Here is a 14,762-nt window from a genome sequence, read left to right as displayed (position 1 = left end):
GACGCATCCGAACGTGACGTGAGTCGACGCATCCGAACGTGACGTGAGTCGACGCGTCTGGCGCACGGTGGCAATAGCCTGCCGCCATGGCACTCATGGACCTGCTCGGTGGACTCCTCGGCAAGAAGGCGCCGAAGTCGGGTAACGCACTGCTCGACTCGCTGTTGCCGATGCTGCTCAAGGGCGGAGGTGTCGGCGGTCTGCTCGGCAAGTTCACCGGCGCGGGTTTCGACCAGAAGGCGAAGAGCTGGGTCGGGACCGGCGAGAATCAGCCGTTGGATCCCGACGAAGTCGAGCAGGCGCTGGGAACCGACGAGGTCGACGAACTGGCCCGTAGAGCAGGTGTGTCTCGCGACGAGGCCAAGTCCGGGCTCGCCGGGATGATCCCGGGGCTCGTCGACCAGTTGTCGCCGGGTGGATCACTGCCGACCGGCAACCTCGCGAAGTCGCTGAAGGGTCTCGACTTCGGCGCCATCCTCGGTCGGTGACCACCAGGCGCCGGCTCGTACGGGAGGTTCGCCAGCGTCGTCGCGCTGCGTCATCGCTGTGGGGGGCGGTCATCGCCTTCGCTGCGCTGACCGGTTGCTCGGGCGGGGCACCGGCGACGGACGGCCCGATCGACTCCGACGACGTGCCGGCGTTGATCGCGGATGTCGGTTCGGCGATCGCTGCGGTCGACGAGGAACTCGGCGGGCCGCAGGAGTACTTCGAGGTGACCTCCAACGGCCGGTTCGTCAACGTGTTCGTGGCCACGAACGAAGCGACCGTCGCAGTGCCGTACGTGTTCCTCCATGGCGAAGTGCAGCCGCCCGGTCCGGCCCAGGAGGGCGCCGAAGGCCGAACGTTCGTGGCTTCCGACCTCGATTTCGATGCGACCCGGATCCTCAGCCGGGTGGAGGCGGAGTTGCCGGCGACGTCGATCGAGGCGATCAGCGTCTACGGCGACGGAATCGGCGCCACCTACGTGCTCGCGGGCCGGTCGGAGGCGGGTGGCCTGCTCGACATCGTGGTCGGTCCTGACGGCCAGATCCTGTCCGTCGATCCGCTCTGACGGGTCGGCCCCGTCGTCGTCGACGCCTGGTGACGGACTCGCGCGGGTGTTCCCACCTGTGTGACAGTCCATTGGTACGGTGGGGTCGTCATGACTACCTGGGGCCCTGGCGGCAAGAAATCGAGCGGACGCCGCTCGACGAACGTGAATTCGTCGTCGCGAACCTCCAAGACCTCGCGTGCTGGCTCTGGTTCGGGTTCTCGCCGGTCCGAGTCGTCGTCACGATCGGGCCGCGGGTCGGTACGCGACGCGACGCCGCCGGAGATCGCCGCGGGCCGACATCGTGCCGCGCGAGAGTTGCGGGGCGCCGTCGGCGGCCGCGAGCACGAGTTCATCGGCCTCGGACTCATCGCGGTGAGCGTGCTGCTCGGGCTGGCGATCTACCTCGACCTGGCGGGTCCGCTGGGCCGTGGGGTCGAGACGCTGATCGGGTGGTTCACCGGGCTCGGCCGTTTCGCCGTTCCGCTCGTGCTCCTCGCCATCGGCGTGTCGCTGGTACGCCGTGGTCGTTCTCACAGTCCGATCCGTCTGGCGATCGCGTGGACGGTGGTGAGCTTGTCGATGCTCGGCTTGATCCACCTCGGCCGGCGCGACCCCGACGCGACCGGTTTCGATCGATTCGGCGACTGGGGTGGCTGGCTCGGCGCTGCGGTGTCGGAGCCGTTGTCGGCGTTGATCGCCACTCCTGGAGCGGTGGTCGTGCTCGTCGTGCTGGTGCTCGGCGGATTGATGCTCGTCACGCAGACCTCGCTGCGCACGATGGCGACGCAAACCGGCGGGTTCCTCAACGGTGTGCTCCGGCCACTCGGGCGGGCGGCGCGTTCCGGCATCGGCAACATCACGACGTTGTCGAGCGATCGCGACGAGAGCGCGGAGCTGGCGTCCCCGAGCCTGTTCGACGACGCGGCGCCCAGCACCGGTTCCGTCGCCGGTGAGGCGCTCCCGAGCGGTGGCGGTGCGAGCGGCGCAGCGCTGTATGACTTCGAATCCGATGGCGACGACTTCGGCGCCTCGGAGCGAGGTGAAGCCGACAAGCCGGCCAAGCAGCGTTCCAAGCCGAAGCTGTCGACCGGCTCGAGCGCCACGTCGGGTGCCCGCAAGCTCGACGGTGAGCGTGTCGGCGACTGGGTGCTCCCGCCCCTCAAGCTGCTCGTCCAGGCAGGTGAGCAAAAGGTCGACCGCAAGGCCATCGAGGCGCGCGGCGAGACCCTGCAACAGTCGCTCGAGTCGCACAATGTCGAAACCGAACTGATCGGTATGACGGTCGGCCCGACGGTGACCCGCTACGAACTCGAACTGGGCCTCGGGGTCAAAGTCGCGAAGGTCACCAACCTGCAGAAGGACATCGCCTATGCGATGGCCGCCACCGACGTACGTATCCTCGCGCCGATCCCGGGACGGTCGGCGATCGGTGTCGAAGTGCCGAACCATCAGCGCCAACTCGTGGCGCTCGGCGACCTGTTGTCGTCCGACGAAGCGGTGCGTGCGACGAACCCGCTCGAAGTCGCCGTGGGCAAGGACATCGCTGGCAAGACGGTGATGCTCGACCTCGCCGCGACCCCGCACCTCCTCATCGCCGGCGCTACCGGAGCGGGCAAGTCGAGTGGCATCAACTGCATCATCACCTCGTTGCTGATGCGTACGACGCCTGACGACGTGCGGCTCATCCTCATCGACCCGAAACAGGTCGAGATGGGCCAGTATCAGCGGCTCCCGCACCTGTTGACGCAGCCGGTGACCAACCCGAAGAAGGCCGCCAACGCACTCGGGTGGGCGGTCAAGGAGATGGAGCGTCGCTACGACGTGCTCTCCGAGATCGGGTACCGCGACATCACCGGCTACAACAAGGCGTTCAAGGCGGGCAAGATCAGCGACCCGCCCGGCACCGACCCCGATGGGCCGCCGGTGTACGAGCACATGCCCTACATCGTGGTGGTCGTCGACGAGTTGAACGACCTGATGATGGTGGCTGCTCGCGATGTCGAGGAGTCGATCACTCGGATCGCGCAGAAGGCCCGCGCCGTGGGCATCCACCTGATCGTGGCGACCCAGCGACCGTCGGTCAACGTGATCACCGGTGTCATCAAGGCCAACATTCCCGCCCGGATGGCGTTCGCCGTGTCGAGTCTGACCGACTCTCGAGTCATCCTCGATCAGCCCGGCGCCGACAAGCTCGTCGGCAAGGGCGACATGCTGCTGCTGCCCGGCAACTCCTCGGTCGCCAACCGTATCCAGGGCGCCTTCATCACCGAAGACGAGGTTCGCGAGGTCGTCGCGCACTGGAAGACGCAGGCTCCGGAGCCGGTCACGTCGGCCGAGATCGAGGCGGGCGACGACGGCCCGGGTGCCAGCGCTGGGATGACGGCGATGAGTTCACCGGCGCTCACCCCGCCGCCGCCGTCGGCGATGGACGCGAGCGCGCTCGACGTCACCTCCGACGCAAATGCGTTCTCGGCGGGGGAGGAGGACGAAGACACCGCGATGATGCGCCAGGCGATGGAACTCGTCGTGCGCAGCCAGCTCGGGTCGACGTCGATGCTGCAACGAAAGCTGAAGGTCGGTTTCGCCCGAGCCGGTCGCATCATGGACCTGCTCGAACAGCGCGGTGTCGTCGGCCCGAGCGAAGGCTCCAAGGCCCGGGCGGTCTTGATGACCGTCGAGGAGTTCGAGCTGCTGCAGCAGAACGGCCAGCTCTGAGCACGACGCCTGCCTCGAAGAGCTGCGTGTCGTGCGGCCGCACGATCGAGTGGCGAAAGAAGTGGGAGCGTGACTGGGAGTCGGTCAAGTACTGCTCGGATGCCTGCCGACGGGCGAAGGTGTCCGACGTCGATCGAGCCCTCGAAGCGGCGATCCTCGAACTGCTCGACGCTCGCTCGGCCGGTGCCACGATCTGTCCGTCGGAGGCCGCCAAGCGTGTCGCCGGGGTCGACGACGAGGCTGGGTGGCGGGCGCTGATGGAGCCGGCGCGTCGAGCTGCCCGCCGACTCGTGGCGAGCGGTGACGTCGAGGTGACCCAGCGCGGCAGGCCCGTCGATCCGTCGACGGCGAAGGGCCCGATCCGGATTCGGCGGCGCCGATGACGGTTCGCCTCCCGACCCCGGCGCCGGGGATCGACGCAGCGGTCGAGTTCGTCGGCGAGCATTTCGCCGGTCTGTTCGACGGGCCGCTCGCTGCGTCCGGACGGTTCCGCGGGGGACAGGGTGCCGCCGACGCTGCGCTCGACGCGTTCGACGTGGCGGGATACGCCCGACAGCGCAACGAGGTGCTCCCGCACTCGGCCCGTGGAGCGTCGGGGCTGTCGCCGTACATCCGCCACGGCCTCTTGCCACTCCGACGGGTCTGGGACCATGTCGGTGTCGACGCGGCGATCGATCCCGACGGAGCGGTCGACGGGGGGCGATCGAGCGGTACGTCGGGCGGCGATGTCGCCAAGTTCCGCGACGAGTTGCTGTGGCAGGAGTTCGCTCGCCACTGGTACGCCCGCCTCGGCATGCGCACCACGGCCGGGGTGCGCCGAGAACTCGACGCGGGCGCCGACGACACCGTGGTGCCGGGCGTCGACGGTTGGGACCGGTCGATGCGCTGCGTCGACGTCACCCTCGCGGAACTCGAGTCCGACGGCTGGTTGGTCAATCAGACACGGATGTGGCTGGCGAGCGACTGGTCGATCCGGCGAGGCTGGCGATGGCGTGACGGCGAGGACGTGTTCTTCTCTCATCTGCTCGACGGATCGCGTGCGGCGAATCGGCTCGGCTGGCAATGGACCACCGGTGTCGGCTCGTCGAAGCACTACGGGTTCTCGCGTTGGCAGGTCGCCAAGCGCGCACCGTCGCTGTGCGCCGAGTGTGTGCACTCGTCGGCGTGCCCGATCGAGTCGTGGCCGAGCGACCCCGAGTTCGTCGCCGTCGACCCTCCCGCGTCGCTACGGCGAGCGTCGGGCCCGACGCTGGTCGGGCCTGCATCGGTCGTGACCGGCGCAGGCCCCGAGGCGGTGTGGCTCACGGCCGAGTCGCTCGGGCACGCCGACCCCGCAGCGGCCGCTCACCCGGAGCTCGGGGTCGTGTTCGTGTTCGACCGACCGCTCCTCGAACGTCTGCGTCTCTCCGCGAAGCGGCTCGTGTTCCTCGTCGAGACGCTGGCCGAGTGGGCGGCGATGCGCCCGGTGGAGCTTTGGCTCGGCTCACCCGCCGAGTCACTCGAAGGTCGTCGCGTGGCGGTGACACACGCTCCAGTGCCCGGGTTCGCCCGTCACGCTGACCGGATCCACCCCGTGGAAGTCCACCCGTGGCCGTGGCTCGCTCGTCCGAGCACCGGCAGCGTCGCGAGCTTTTCCGCGTGGCGGCGCTCGGTGTCGATCGAACGTGCGACCAACCTTCCGAGGTAGCGCGGCCTCCGGCAGCCGCCCGGTCGACCGCCACGGTGACTCGGCCGGCGAGAGGTGACGTCCCCAGTCGTTGCGAGTTTGCGCGCGACGGGACAGTTCCGCGCTCCGGACGTGCCGATCACGAGCGGGCTGCGGGTCGACCGAACGACGTTGTTCTGATCGCCTTTCGAGCAGGCTGGTTGCCCGATCCGCCTGCGCCTCGGGCGATCCGAGTCCGCCCGTGTCACCGTGCCGACTAGCTTGCATCGCGTGCGCTCGAAGCGAGTCCTCTGGTCTGTGATCGTCATGTGTGCGCTCGCTACGGGCTGTTCCGAAGGCAACTCGACGGCGGGAGTGCCCGGGCCAGCCAACTCGATCGACGGGCAGCTTCCGACACTGAATGACGGAGAGAACCTTCCACCCGGCGAGGCGCACACGTTCGTCGTGGGAACTCACTGCGGTGTTCGGGTTCTTGGTCGTCAGATCAACGGCGTCAGCTGGATCACCGACGAAGCATCTCCGACCACCGATTGGTTGCCACCCGAGTGGACAGAGGCAATCGCGGGCGGACAGGAGTTGATTGCTCTCTCGGTCGAGCGCTCGGCTGACGGTGACGTACTTGTAGCAACGGCAGAGGATGTGTCGGTGACATACCGGCCCGTCACGGAGACAGACCCGGTTCCGGCTGCGCCTGAGTCACTCTGCGACGCAAGGCCCGATGCCGACTGGCCTGCGTAATCTGGAGCGGGCATGCCCGAGCACACCCGTGCCGTTCCAGTGGAGGTCGAAGAGTCTGATGGCGTGAGTGATCACGAGCGGACGTCAGATTGCGATGATGTCGACGAGGCCGTCCAGAGCCGCGAAGTCACTCGGGTTCCGTGTGCAGAGCGGCAACTCGACGGAGCAGGCGACTGCGGCGATCATCAAGTCGACCGCTCGTGCGCCTCGCGCTTTGCGGCCGGCAGCAGCCACGGCGGCGTAGATGCGGCCGTAGGCCCGAGCTGCGTCGGCATCAAAGGGCAACGGAGAGAATGCTGCTTCGGTTCGTTGTAGTCGATCCTGGCGACGGGCTCGCTCTGCTGCGTCGGCGGCAGCGTGAGGACCCGCCGCGAGTTCGGCCATGGTGAGTGCTGTCACGGCAACCTCAGCCGGCAGCACGCTGACGTCGATGGTGTCGAGGTCGATGACGACGGATGTGTCGAGCACGCCGCGTGCCACGCGCTGGTCAGGCACGCGGTTCGATGCTCTGATCGGCGACTGCGTCGAGGTCTCGTCGGAACTGTTCGCCGTCGATGGCCGGGGCGGCCTGGAAGAGGTGTGCGATGGAGTCCGCCGTCACGAAGCGAAGACGCCGAAGCGGGGTGAGTTCGCCGACGGGTACGCCGTTGCGCGTGACGACGAAGGACTCGCCTTCGTCGAGGCGGCGCATGATCTCTCCGCTGCCGTTGCGGAGCTCCCGTTGGGTGACGACCTGACTCATCCCGACATCGTAGCACGACGTGCTACACCCGCTCGGAAATGTTCAACGAGGCACAGAAACAACCCGCCCGATAGCCGGCATTTCTGCGCAATGAAGGGTGTCCCAAAGCGCGCGGGGATTGCCCCTGAGATCGGATCCCCGAAGCGCCGCGCTGGGACGCTCGCGGTGCGTCGTCTGATGCGGCGCTAGCGTCGCTGGGCATGGGGATCCCCGTCATCGATCTCGACGGATTCGTCGGCGGCGACGCCGACCATCGACGGCGACTCGGCGTCGCCACCGACCGAGCCTGTCGTGACGTCGGCTTCTTCTCGGTGGTCGGGCACGGGATCCCCGACGACGTCATCGACGCCGCACACGCTCGTGCGCTCGACTTCTTCGATCTGCCCGAGGGCGACCGCCTCGCGGTCGCCATGCCCGAGCCTGGTTACCCCTACGGCTACAACCCGTTTCTCGCCGAGTCGTTGAACCGGTCGCGGGGGGGGGGGGGCCCCCCCCCCCCCGCGACCGGTTCAACGACTCGGCGAGAAACGGGTTGTAGCCGTAGGGGTAACCAGGCTCGGGCATGGCGACCGCGAGGCGGTCGCCCTCGGGCAGATCGAAGAAGTCGAGCGCACGAGCGTGTGCGGCGTCGATGACGTCGTCGGGGATCCCGTGCCCGACCACCGAGAAGAAGCCGACGTCACGACAGGCTCGGTCGGTGGCGACGCCGAGTCGCCGTCGATGGTCGGCGTCGCCGCCGACGAATCCGTCGAGATCGATGACGGGGATCCCCATGCCCAGCGACGCTAGCGCCGCATCAGACGACGCACCGCGAGCGTCCCAGCGCGGCGCTTCGGGGATCCGATCTCAGGGGCAATCCCCGCGCGCTTTGGGACACCCTTCATTGCGCAGAAATGCCGGCTATCGGGCGGGTTGTTTCTGTGCCTCGTTGAACATTTCCGAGCGGGTGTAGCACGTCGTGCTACGATGTCGGGATGAGTCAGGTCGTCACCCAACGGGAGCTCCGCAACGGCAGCGGAGAGATCATGCGCCGCCTCGACGAAGGCGAGTCCTTCGTCGTCACGCGCAACGGCGTACCCGTCGGCGAACTCACCCCGCTTCGGCGTCTTCGCTTCGTGACGGCGGACTCCATCGCACACCTCTTCCAGGCCGCCCCGGCCATCGACGGCGAACAGTTCCGACGAGACCTCGACGCAGTCGCCGATCAGAGCATCGAACCGCGTGCCTGACCAGCGCGTGGCACGCGGCGTGCTCGACACATCCGTCGTCATCGACCTCGACACCATCGACGTCAGCGTGCTGCCGGCTGAGGTTGCCGTGACAGCACTCACCATGGCCGAACTCGCGGCGGGTCCTCACGCTGCCGCCGACGCAGCAGAGCGAGCCCGTCGCCAGGATCGACTACAACGAACCGAAGCAGCATTCTCTCCGTTGCCCTTTGATGCCGACGCAGCTCGGGCCTACGGCCGCATCTACGCCGCCGTGGCTGCTGCCGGCCGCAAAGCGCGAGGCGCACGAGCGGTCGACTTGATGATCGCCGCAGTCGCCTGCTCCGTCGAGTTGCCGCTCTGCACACGGAACCCGAGTGACTTCGCGGCTCTGGACGGCCTCGTCGACATCATCGCAATCTGACGTCCGCTCGTGATCACTCACGCCATCAGACTCTTCGACCTCCACTGGAACGGCACGGGTGTGCTCGGGCATGCCCGCTCCAGATTACGCAGGCCAGTCGGCATCGGGCCTTGCGTCGCAGAGTGACTCAGGCGCAGCCGGAACCGGGTCTGTCTCCGTGACGGGCCGGTATGTCACCGACACATCCTCTGCCGTTGCTACAAGTACGTCACCGTCAGCCGAGCGCTCGACCGAGAGAGCAATCAACTCCTGTCCGCCCGCGATTGCCTCTGTCCACTCGGGTGGCAACCAATCGGTGGTCGGAGATGCTTCGTCGGTGATCCAGCTGACGCCGTTGATCTGACGACCAAGAACCCGAACACCGCAGTGAGTTCCCACGACGAACGTGTGCGCCTCGCCGGGTGGAAGGTTCTCTCCGTCATTCAGTGTCGGAAGCTGCCCGTCGATCGAGTTGGCTGGCCCGGGCACTCCCGCCGTCGAGTTGCCTTCGGAACAGCCCGTAGCGAGCGCACACATGACGATCACAGACCAGAGGACTCGCTTCGAGCGCACGCGATGCAAGCTAGTCGGCACGGTGACACGGGCGGACTCGGATCGCCCGAGGCGCAGGCGGATCGGGCAACCAGCCTGCTCGAAAGGCGATCAGAACAACGTCGTTCGGTCGACCCGCAGCCCGCTCGTGATCGGCACGTCCGGAGCGCGGAACTGTCCCGTCGCGCGCAAACTCGCAACGACTGGGGACGTCACCTCTCGCCGGCCGAGTCACCGTGGCGGTCGACCGGGCGGCTGCCGGAGGCCGCGCTACCTCGGAAGGTTGGTCGCACGTTCGATCGACACCGAGCGCCGCCACGCGGAAAAGCTCGCGACGCTGCCGGTGCTCGGACGAGCGAGCCACGGCCACGGGTGGACTTCCACGGGGTGGATCCGGTCAGCGTGACGGGCGAACCCGGGCACTGGAGCGTGTGTCACCGCCACGCGACGACCTTCGAGTGACTCGGCGGGTGAGCCGAGCCAAAGCTCCACCGGGCGCATCGCCGCCCACTCGGCCAGCGTCTCGACGAGGAACACGAGCCGCTTCGCGGAGAGACGCAGACGTTCGAGGAGCGGTCGGTCGAACACGAACACGACCCCGAGCTCCGGGTGAGCGGCCGCTGCGGGGTCGGCGTGCCCGAGCGACTCGGCCGTGAGCCACACCGCCTCGGGGCCTGCGCCGGTCACGACCGATGCAGGCCCGACCAGCGTCGGGCCCGACGCTCGCCGTAGCGACGCGGGAGGGTCGACGGCGACGAACTCGGGGTCGCTCGGCCACGACTCGATCGGGCACGCCGACGAGTGCACACACTCGGCGCACAGCGACGGTGCGCGCTTGGCGACCTGCCAACGCGAGAACCCGTAGTGCTTCGACGAGCCGACACCGGTGGTCCATTGCCAGCCGAGCCGATTCGCCGCACGCGATCCGTCGAGCAGATGAGAGAAGAACACGTCCTCGCCGTCACGCCATCGCCAGCCTCGCCGGATCGACCAGTCGCTCGCCAGCCACATCCGTGTCTGATTGACCAACCAGCCGTCGGACTCGAGTTCCGCGAGGGTGACGTCGACGCAGCGCATCGACCGGTCCCAACCGTCGACGCCCGGCACCACGGTGTCGTCGGCGCCCGCGTCGAGTTCTCGGCGCACCCCGGCCGTGGTGCGCATGCCGAGGCGGGCGTACCAGTGGCGAGCGAACTCCTGCCACAGCAACTCGTCGCGGAACTTGGCGACATCGCCGCCCGACGTACCGCTCGATCGCCCCCCGTCGACCGCTCCGTCGGGATCGATCGCCGCGTCGACACCGACATGGTCCCAGACCCGTCGGAGTGGCAAGAGGCCGTGGCGGATGTACGGCGACAGCCCCGACGCTCCACGGGCCGAGTGCGGGAGCACCTCGTTGCGCTGTCGGGCGTATCCCGCCACGTCGAACGCGTCGAGCGCAGCGTCGGCGGCACCCTGTCCCCCGCGGAACCGTCCGGACGCAGCGAGCGGCCCGTCGAACAGACCGGCGAAATGCTCGCCGACGAACTCGACCGCTGCGTCGATCCCCGGCGCCGGGGTCGGGAGGCGAACCGTCATCGGCGCCGCCGAATCCGGATCGGGCCCTTCGCCGTCGACGGATCGACGGGCCTGCCGCGCTGGGTCACCTCGACGTCACCGCTCGCCACGAGTCGGCGGGCAGCTCGACGCGCCGGCTCCATCAGCGCCCGCCACCCAGCCTCGTCGTCGACCCCGGCGACACGCTTGGCGGCCTCCGACGGACAGATCGTGGCACCGGCCGAGCGAGCGTCGAGCAGTTCGAGGATCGCCGCTTCGAGGGCTCGATCGACGTCGGACACCTTCGCCCGTCGGCAGGCATCCGAGCAGTACTTGACCGACTCCCAGTCACGCTCCCACTTCTTTCGCCACTCGATCGTGCGGCCGCACGACACGCAGCTCTTCGAGGCAGGCGTCGTGCTCAGAGCTGGCCGTTCTGCTGCAGCAGCTCGAACTCCTCGACGGTCATCAAGACCGCCCGGGCCTTGGAGCCTTCGCTCGGGCCGACGACACCGCGCTGTTCGAGCAGGTCCATGATGCGACCGGCTCGGGCGAAACCGACCTTCAGCTTTCGTTGCAGCATCGACGTCGACCCGAGCTGGCTGCGCACGACGAGTTCCATCGCCTGGCGCATCATCGCGGTGTCTTCGTCCTCCTCCCCCGCCGAGAACGCATTTGCGTCGGAGGTGACGTCGAGCGCGCTCGCGTCCATCGCCGACGGCGGCGGCGGGGTGAGCGCCGGTGAACTCATCGCCGTCATCCCAGCGCTGGCACCCGGGCCGTCGTCGCCCGCCTCGATCTCGGCCGACGTGACCGGCTCCGGAGCCTGCGTCTTCCAGTGCGCGACGACCTCGCGAACCTCGTCTTCGGTGATGAAGGCGCCCTGGATACGGTTGGCGACCGAGGAGTTGCCGGGCAGCAGCAGCATGTCGCCCTTGCCGACGAGCTTGTCGGCGCCGGGCTGATCGAGGATGACTCGAGAGTCGGTCAGACTCGACACGGCGAACGCCATCCGGGCGGGAATGTTGGCCTTGATGACACCGGTGATCACGTTGACCGACGGTCGCTGGGTCGCCACGATCAGGTGGATGCCCACGGCGCGGGCCTTCTGCGCGATCCGAGTGATCGACTCCTCGACATCGCGAGCAGCCACCATCATCAGGTCGTTCAACTCGTCGACGACCACCACGATGTAGGGCATGTGCTCGTACACCGGCGGCCCATCGGGGTCGGTGCCGGGCGGGTCGCTGATCTTGCCCGCCTTGAACGCCTTGTTGTAGCCGGTGATGTCGCGGTACCCGATCTCGGAGAGCACGTCGTAGCGACGCTCCATCTCCTTGACCGCCCACCCGAGTGCGTTGGCGGCCTTCTTCGGGTTGGTCACCGGCTGCGTCAACAGGTGCGGGAGCCGCTGATACTGGCCCATCTCGACCTGTTTCGGGTCGATGAGGATGAGCCGCACGTCGTCAGGCGTCGTACGCATCAGCAACGAGGTGATGATGCAGTTGATGCCACTCGACTTGCCCGCTCCGGTAGCGCCGGCGATGAGGAGGTGCGGGGTCGCGGCGAGGTCGAGCATCACCGTCTTGCCAGCGATGTCCTTGCCCACGGCGACTTCGAGCGGGTTCGTCGCACGCACCGCTTCGTCGGACGACAACAGGTCGCCGAGCGCCACGAGTTGGCGCTGATGGTTCGGCACTTCGACACCGATCGCCGACCGTCCCGGGATCGGCGCGAGGATACGTACGTCGGTGGCGGCCATCGCATAGGCGATGTCCTTCTGCAGGTTGGTGACCTTCGCGACTTTGACCCCGAGGCCCAGTTCGAGTTCGTAGCGGGTCACCGTCGGGCCGACCGTCATACCGATCAGTTCGGTTTCGACATTGTGCGACTCGAGCGACTGTTGCAGGGTCTCGCCGCGCGCCTCGATGGCCTTGCGGTCGACCTTTTGCTCACCTGCCTGGACGAGCAGCTTGAGGGGCGGGAGCACCCAGTCGCCGACACGCTCACCGTCGAGCTTGCGGGCACCCGACGTGGCGCTCGAGCCGGTCGACAGCTTCGGCTTGGAACGCTGCTTGGCCGGCTTGTCGGCTTCACCTCGCTCCGAGGCGCCGAAGTCGTCGCCATCGGATTCGAAGTCATACAGCGCTGCGCCGCTCGCACCGCCACCGCTCGGGAGCGCCTCACCGGCGACGGAACCGGTGCTGGGCGCCGCGTCGTCGAACAGGCTCGGGGACGCCAGCTCCGCGCTCTCGTCGCGATCGCTCGACAACGTCGTGATGTTGCCGATGCCGGAACGCGCCGCCCGCCCGAGTGGCCGGAGCACACCGTTGAGGAACCCGCCGGTTTGCGTCGCCATCGTGCGCAGCGAGGTCTGCGTGACGAGCATCAATCCGCCGAGCACCAGCACGACGAGCACGACCACCGCTCCAGGAGTGGCGATCAACGCCGACAACGGCTCCGACACCGCAGCGCCGAGCCAGCCACCCCAGTCGCCGAATCGATCGAAACCGGTCGCGTCGGGGTCGCGCCGGCCGAGGTGGATCAAGCCGAGCATCGACAAGCTCACCACCGTCCACGCGATCGCCAGACGGATCGGACTGTGAGAACGACCACGGCGTACCAGCGACACGCCGATGGCGAGGAGCACGAGCGGAACGGCGAAACGGCCGAGCCCGGTGAACCACCCGATCAGCGTCTCGACCCCACGGCCCAGCGGACCCGCCAGGTCGAGGTAGATCGCCAGCCCGAGCAGCACGCTCACCGCGATGAGTCCGAGGCCGATGAACTCGTGCTCGCGGCCGCCGACGGCGCCCCGCAACTCTCGCGCGGCACGATGTCGGCCCGCGGCGATCTCCGGCGGCGTCGCGTCGCGTACCGACCCGCGGCCCGATCGTGACGACGACTCGGACCGGCGAGAACCCGAACCAGAGCCAGCACGCGAGGTCTTGGAGGTTCGCGACGACGAATTCACGTTCGTCGAGCGGCGTCCGCTCGATTTCTTGCCGCCAGGGCCCCAGGTAGTCATGACGACCCCACCGTACCAATGGACTGTCACACAGGTGGGAACACCCGCGCGAGTCCGTCACCAGGCGTCGACGACGACGGGGCCGACCCGTCAGAGCGGATCGACGGACAGGATCTGGCCGTCAGGACCGACCACGATGTCGAGCAGGCCACCCGCCTCCGACCGGCCCGCGAGCACGTAGGTGGCGCCGATTCCGTCGCCGTAGACGCTGATCGCCTCGATCGACGTCGCCGGCAACTCCGCCTCCACCCGGCTGAGGATCCGGGTCGCATCGAAATCGAGGTCGGAAGCCACGAACGTTCGGCCTTCGGCGCCCTCCTGGGCCGGACCGGGCGGCTGCACTTCGCCATGGAGGAACACGTACGGCACTGCGACGGTCGCTTCGTTCGTGGCCACGAACACGTTGACGAACCGGCCGTTGGAGGTCACCTCGAAGTACTCCTGCGGCCCGCCGAGTTCCTCGTCGACCGCAGCGATCGCCGAACCGACATCCGCGATCAACGCCGGCACGTCGTCGGAGTCGATCGGGCCGTCCGTCGCCGGTGCCCCGCCCGAGCAACCGGTCAGCGCAGCGAAGGCGATGACCGCCCCCCACAGCGATGACGCAGCGCGACGACGCTGGCGAACCTCCCGTACGAGCCGGCGCCTGGTGGTCACCGACCGAGGATGGCGCCGAAGTCGAGACCCTTCAGCGACTTCGCGAGGTTGCCGGTCGGCAGTGATCCACCCGGCGACAACTGGTCGACGAGCCCCGGGATCATCCCGGCGAGCCCGGACTTGGCCTCGTCGCGAGACACACCTGCTCTACGGGCCAGTTCGTCGACCTCGTCGGTTCCCAGCGCCTGCTCGACTTCGTCGGGATCCAACGGCTGATTCTCGCCGGTCCCGACCCAGCTCTTCGCCTTCTGGTCGAAACCCGCGCCGGTGAACTTGCCGAGCAGACCGCCGACACCTCCGCCCTTGAGCAGCATCGGCAACAGCGAGTCGAGCAGTGCGTTACCCGACTTCGGCGCCTTCTTGCCGAGGAGTCCACCGAGCAGGTCCATGAGTGCCATGGCGGCAGGCTATTGCCACCGTGCGCCAGACGCGTCGACTCACGTCACGTTCGGATGCGTCGACTCACGTCACGTTCGGATGCGTC

Annotated in this window: 15 protein-coding genes and 1 pseudogene; 8 read left to right on the top strand and 8 right to left on the bottom strand. The window is 68.0% G+C overall.

Annotated elements, in window-relative coordinates:
* The first annotated feature begins 86 nt into the window (after positions 1-86).
* From ACE37B_RS24800 to ACE37B_RS24780, 5 genes are all read left to right on the top strand, one after another.
* Entirely contained in the window at positions 87-488 is a 402-nt protein-coding gene (locus ACE37B_RS24800; RefSeq protein WP_409926024.1) for a YidB family protein, read from the top strand.
* The gene (locus ACE37B_RS24795; RefSeq protein WP_409926025.1) at positions 485-1,051 is read left to right on the top strand and encodes a hypothetical protein; all 567 of its coding nucleotides are present in this window, start codon (positions 485-487) and stop codon (positions 1,049-1,051) included. Before ACE37B_RS24800 ends, ACE37B_RS24795 begins: the two co-directional genes overlap by 4 nt.
* A 90-nt stretch (positions 1,052-1,141) precedes the next feature.
* Entirely contained in the window at positions 1,142-3,748 is a 2,607-nt protein-coding gene (locus tag ACE37B_RS24790; protein ID WP_409926026.1) for a DNA translocase FtsK, read from the top strand.
* Complete coding sequence (locus tag ACE37B_RS24785) at positions 3,745-4,131, top strand: DUF3253 domain-containing protein (protein WP_409926031.1); 387 nt, start codon at positions 3,745-3,747, stop codon at positions 4,129-4,131. The genes ACE37B_RS24790 and ACE37B_RS24785 overlap by 4 nt, the downstream gene beginning before the upstream one ends.
* On the top strand, positions 4,128-5,435 hold the full coding sequence (locus tag ACE37B_RS24780; protein ID WP_409926027.1) for an FAD-binding domain-containing protein: 1,308 nt from the start codon (positions 4,128-4,130) through the stop codon (positions 5,433-5,435). The genes ACE37B_RS24785 and ACE37B_RS24780 overlap by 4 nt, the downstream gene beginning before the upstream one ends.
* An 801-nt stretch (positions 5,436-6,236) precedes the next feature.
* Here ACE37B_RS24780 and ACE37B_RS24775 read toward each other — a convergent pair.
* Both ACE37B_RS24775 and ACE37B_RS24770 read right to left on the bottom strand, forming a co-directional pair.
* A complete protein-coding gene (locus tag ACE37B_RS24775; RefSeq protein ID WP_409926028.1) occupies positions 6,237-6,647 on the bottom strand; it encodes a PIN domain-containing protein in 411 nt (136 codons plus the stop codon).
* A complete protein-coding gene (locus ACE37B_RS24770) occupies positions 6,640-6,894 on the bottom strand; it encodes a type II toxin-antitoxin system Phd/YefM family antitoxin (RefSeq protein ID WP_409926029.1) in 255 nt (84 codons plus the stop codon). Before ACE37B_RS24770 ends, ACE37B_RS24775 begins: the two co-directional genes overlap by 8 nt.
* Positions 6,895-7,094: 200 nt before the next feature.
* On the opposite strand from ACE37B_RS24770, the pseudogene ACE37B_RS24765 reads away from it, so the two are divergent.
* Positions 7,095-7,304: pseudogene (locus ACE37B_RS24765) on the top strand (2-oxoglutarate and iron-dependent oxygenase domain-containing protein); the annotation flags it as partial.
* Here the strand turns inward: ACE37B_RS24765 and ACE37B_RS24760 are convergent.
* Positions 7,234-7,668 carry a 2-oxoglutarate and iron-dependent oxygenase domain-containing protein gene (locus ACE37B_RS24760; RefSeq protein ID WP_409926030.1) on the bottom strand — a complete coding sequence of 145 codons (435 nt, stop codon included), beginning with the start codon at positions 7,666-7,668 and terminating at the stop codon, positions 7,234-7,236. The pseudogene ACE37B_RS24765 and the gene ACE37B_RS24760 sit on opposite strands and share 71 nt — an antisense overlap.
* Positions 7,669-7,868: 200 nt before the next feature.
* Between ACE37B_RS24760 and ACE37B_RS24755 the strand changes: the two genes are divergently transcribed.
* Both ACE37B_RS24755 and ACE37B_RS24750 read left to right on the top strand, forming a co-directional pair.
* Positions 7,869-8,123 carry a type II toxin-antitoxin system Phd/YefM family antitoxin gene (locus ACE37B_RS24755; protein ID WP_409926029.1) on the top strand — a complete coding sequence of 85 codons (255 nt, stop codon included), beginning with the start codon at positions 7,869-7,871 and terminating at the stop codon, positions 8,121-8,123.
* Positions 8,116-8,526, top strand: coding sequence for a PIN domain-containing protein (locus tag ACE37B_RS24750; RefSeq protein ID WP_409926028.1), 411 nt, complete (start codon positions 8,116-8,118; stop codon positions 8,524-8,526). The genes ACE37B_RS24755 and ACE37B_RS24750 overlap by 8 nt, the downstream gene beginning before the upstream one ends.
* A gap of 801 nt (positions 8,527-9,327) precedes the next feature.
* On the opposite strand, the gene ACE37B_RS24745 is transcribed toward ACE37B_RS24750, so the two are convergent.
* The 5 genes from ACE37B_RS24745 to ACE37B_RS24725 form a co-directional block, all read right to left on the bottom strand.
* Positions 9,328-10,635 (bottom strand): FAD-binding domain-containing protein, encoded by a 1,308-nt coding sequence (locus ACE37B_RS24745; RefSeq protein ID WP_409926027.1) that lies wholly within the window; start codon positions 10,633-10,635, stop codon positions 9,328-9,330.
* Complete coding sequence (locus ACE37B_RS24740; protein WP_409926031.1) at positions 10,632-11,018, bottom strand: DUF3253 domain-containing protein; 387 nt, start codon at positions 11,016-11,018, stop codon at positions 10,632-10,634. Before ACE37B_RS24740 ends, ACE37B_RS24745 begins: the two co-directional genes overlap by 4 nt.
* Positions 11,015-13,621 (bottom strand): DNA translocase FtsK, encoded by a 2,607-nt coding sequence (locus tag ACE37B_RS24735; RefSeq protein WP_409926026.1) that lies wholly within the window; start codon positions 13,619-13,621, stop codon positions 11,015-11,017. The genes ACE37B_RS24740 and ACE37B_RS24735 overlap by 4 nt, the downstream gene beginning before the upstream one ends.
* Before the next feature lie 90 nt (positions 13,622-13,711).
* Positions 13,712-14,278 carry a hypothetical protein gene (locus tag ACE37B_RS24730; RefSeq protein ID WP_409926025.1) on the bottom strand — a complete coding sequence of 189 codons (567 nt, stop codon included), beginning with the start codon at positions 14,276-14,278 and terminating at the stop codon, positions 13,712-13,714.
* Positions 14,275-14,676 (bottom strand): YidB family protein, encoded by a 402-nt coding sequence (locus tag ACE37B_RS24725; RefSeq protein WP_409926024.1) that lies wholly within the window; start codon positions 14,674-14,676, stop codon positions 14,275-14,277. The genes ACE37B_RS24730 and ACE37B_RS24725 overlap by 4 nt, the downstream gene beginning before the upstream one ends.
* Positions 14,677-14,762: the final 86 nt, after the last annotated feature.

It is taken from the genome of Ilumatobacter sp., from assembly GCF_046290335.1.
Taxonomy (GTDB): Bacteria; Actinomycetota; Acidimicrobiia; order Acidimicrobiales; family Ilumatobacteraceae; genus Ilumatobacter_A.
The sequence above is the reverse complement of the archived record's forward strand: the minus strand, read 5'-3'. Positions and strand labels throughout refer to the sequence as shown.

What these genes read in the sequence shown, in the direction of transcription:
- ACE37B_RS24725 (WP_409926024.1), bottom strand. Translation starts at nt 14,676, where the DNA reads ATGGCACTCATGGACCTGCTCGGTGGACTCCTCGGCAAGAAGGCGCCG.
- ACE37B_RS24780 (WP_409926027.1), top strand. Translation starts at nt 4,128, where the DNA reads ATGACGGTTCGCCTCCCGACCCCGGCGCCGGGGATCGACGCAGCGGTC.
- ACE37B_RS24745 (WP_409926027.1), bottom strand. Translation starts at nt 10,635, where the DNA reads ATGACGGTTCGCCTCCCGACCCCGGCGCCGGGGATCGACGCAGCGGTC.
- ACE37B_RS24760 (WP_409926030.1), bottom strand. Translation starts at nt 7,668, where the DNA reads ATGGGGATCCCCGTCATCGATCTCGACGGATTCGTCGGCGGCGACGCC.
- ACE37B_RS24735 (WP_409926026.1), bottom strand. Translation starts at nt 13,621, where the DNA reads ATGACTACCTGGGGCCCTGGCGGCAAGAAATCGAGCGGACGCCGCTCG.
- ACE37B_RS24790 (WP_409926026.1), top strand. Translation starts at nt 1,142, where the DNA reads ATGACTACCTGGGGCCCTGGCGGCAAGAAATCGAGCGGACGCCGCTCG.
- ACE37B_RS24755 (WP_409926029.1), top strand. Translation starts at nt 7,869, where the DNA reads ATGAGTCAGGTCGTCACCCAACGGGAGCTCCGCAACGGCAGCGGAGAG.
- ACE37B_RS24800 (WP_409926024.1), top strand. Translation starts at nt 87, where the DNA reads ATGGCACTCATGGACCTGCTCGGTGGACTCCTCGGCAAGAAGGCGCCG.
- ACE37B_RS24770 (WP_409926029.1), bottom strand. Translation starts at nt 6,894, where the DNA reads ATGAGTCAGGTCGTCACCCAACGGGAGCTCCGCAACGGCAGCGGAGAG.